Annotated in this window: 2 protein-coding genes and 1 pseudogene; 1 reads left to right on the top strand and 2 read right to left on the bottom strand. The window is 66.9% G+C overall.

The annotated features are described in order from the left end of the window. Window positions 1-492, top strand: a 492-nt coding sequence (locus G6017_RS13075) for an oxidoreductase C-terminal domain-containing protein (RefSeq protein WP_182617732.1), incomplete at its 5' end; no start/stop codon positions are given. Between the two features lie 535 nt (window positions 493-1,027). On the opposite strand, the pseudogene G6017_RS13070 reads toward G6017_RS13075, so the two are convergent. Beyond that, a pseudogene (locus tag G6017_RS13070) lies at window positions 1,028-1,285 on the bottom strand (TetR family transcriptional regulator); the annotation flags it as partial. 11 nt (window positions 1,286-1,296) lie between these two features. Beyond that, the coding region (locus G6017_RS13065) for a zinc-binding dehydrogenase (RefSeq protein WP_241731539.1) at window positions 1,297-2,149 on the bottom strand (853 nt) is incomplete at its 5' end.

Raw genomic sequence — 2,149 nt, 5'->3', positions numbered from 1 at the left:
GTTGAACCGAGAACAGAACTCGCCGAGGCGGCGGGCTTGACCCTGAACGATGGTGTGGTGATCGACGAGCACGCCCGAACCAGTGACCCAGCCATCGTTGCCGCCGGAGACTGTGCCAGCAAGTACATCTCTCGATACGGTCGCCGAGTCCGGCTGGAGTGCGTACCCGGAGCAACCGATCAGGCGAAACTCGCCGCGGCTACCCTTTGCGGGAAGTCCAAGAGCGCAGTGTCGCTGCCCTGGTTCTGGTCAGATCAATACGATCTCAAGCTGCAGATCGCCGGTCTCAACACCGGTTACGACGAAGTCGTCCTCAGCGGTGACCCCACCCGGGACCGCGACTTCAGCTGCTTCTACCTCCGTGATGGCGAGCTCCTTGCTGCAGACTGCATCAACCGCCCCCGCGATTTCATGTTCAGCAAGCGAGCCATCACCCAGCAGCTTCCCGTCGATAGGGCCGAGCTGATGCTCGGCGGACTTGCCCGCAGTTGATCGATCGTGGGTGTTGGATACGACGAGCAGCGACCGTGTTTCGGAAAGGAACATCAATTGACGACCGTGATTCGCCACCCTCGTCGAGCGGGGTGGGACCCGGAGTGTGAAGCGATTCGGCACCACATGCTGCGCACCTACACCTGCCCAGCGTTGAGACCGTCGTAGAGACACTGAGGTGAGACACCCGGTCAGTGTGGATTGAGGCTGGGGCCTCGTCGCGCCGGCGGCGGATCCGCAGGGCCCGTGGTCCGACCGGGCGAAGCGCCGGTCCTTTACCGCGGACTTCACACGTCGGATCGTTGCTGAATATGATGCGGCCCCCGCCGGCGCGAAGGGCGCCGTCCTGCGCCGGGGGCGTCTCTATGATTCGCACGTCAAGGAATAGCGGGCCGCGATCGCCGCCGGCACCCTGGGCGGGGTGAAGAAGGCTGGCCGCAGCCCGCGCAGTCCCGAGCAGGCCCGCATCGCCGAGCTGGAACGCAAGCTCGGCAAGGCTGAGGCCGAGTCGGCGCGTAAGGACGAGGTCCTCGCCGAGATCCAGTCCCACCCTGCGCACGTCCTCGATCCGCTGTTCGATCATGTGACCGAGCGCGGCGGTGATGAGGTCCTCCCGGGTCGGGAAGTGGTGCTGTGCGGCGCCCCGGGAGACGCCGGCGGCGGCGGCCACCGCACCCACGGTGGTCGCCGCCCAGCCCTGTGTCGCCAGGAGATCGATGGAGGCACCGAGCAGTCGTTCCCGCGTGAGGCGGCTACGGTCCTGCTTGGGGGTCCGTTGCTCGGGCTCCGTCATACATCCTCCTGTTACCAGTCCTGCTCGTCGTAGATGATCACACCGCGGATGTTCTTGCCGTCGCGCATGTCCTGGTACCCCTGGTTGATCTCGTCGAGCCGGTACGTCCTGGTGACCAACTCGTCGAGCTTGAGGTTCCCGGCCCGGTACTGGTGCAGCAGGTGCGGGATCTGCTTGCGCGGGCCGGTGCCACCGAAGATCGCCCCCTGCAGGGTCTTCTGCTGCATGGCCAGGTCGAGGATGGAGATCTGCGCGTCGACGGCCATCATGTCCCCCAACCCCACGACCACGCAGCGGCGCCCCTTGCCGGTGAGCATCAGCCCGGGCAGCAGGTCCTTCCCGTCCACCACTCCCATGGTGAGCAGGACCAGGTCCGCCATGCGCCCCCAGCTGATCTCGCCGACCAGTGCCATGGCGTCGTCCATCGAGGCACACGTGTGTGTCGCCCCGAACTCCATCGCCTTCTCCCGCTTGAACTCCACCGGGTCCACGGCCACGATGACGCGCGCCCCCGCCGCGGCGGCGCCCTGGACGGAGTTGATCCCGATCCCGCCCACGCCGACCACCACCACGACGTCGCCCTCCTTGGCCTGGCCGATCTCGGTGGCCGAGCCCCACCCCGTGCAGACACCGCATCCGAGCAGGGCGGCCTTGTCCAGGGGGATGTCCTTCTCGATCTTGACGACCGAGGACTGGTGGACGGTGACGTGCGGCGCGAAGGTGCCCAGGACGCACATGGTCGCCACGGGTTCGCCGTCGGCGGTGTGCACCCGGTAGCCGTCGTCGCTGATGGCCCGGCCGCTCAGCAGCCCGGCGCCGTTGTCACAGAGGTTCTGCAGCCCCTCGGAACAGGGCGGGCAGGTG

This window comes from Dietzia sp. B44 (genome assembly GCF_014145245.1).
GTDB classification, from domain to species: domain Bacteria; phylum Actinomycetota; class Actinomycetes; order Mycobacteriales; family Mycobacteriaceae; genus Dietzia; species Dietzia natronolimnaea.
Note: the sequence above shows the minus strand (reverse complement) of the source record. Positions and strands in the feature narration are given on the sequence as shown.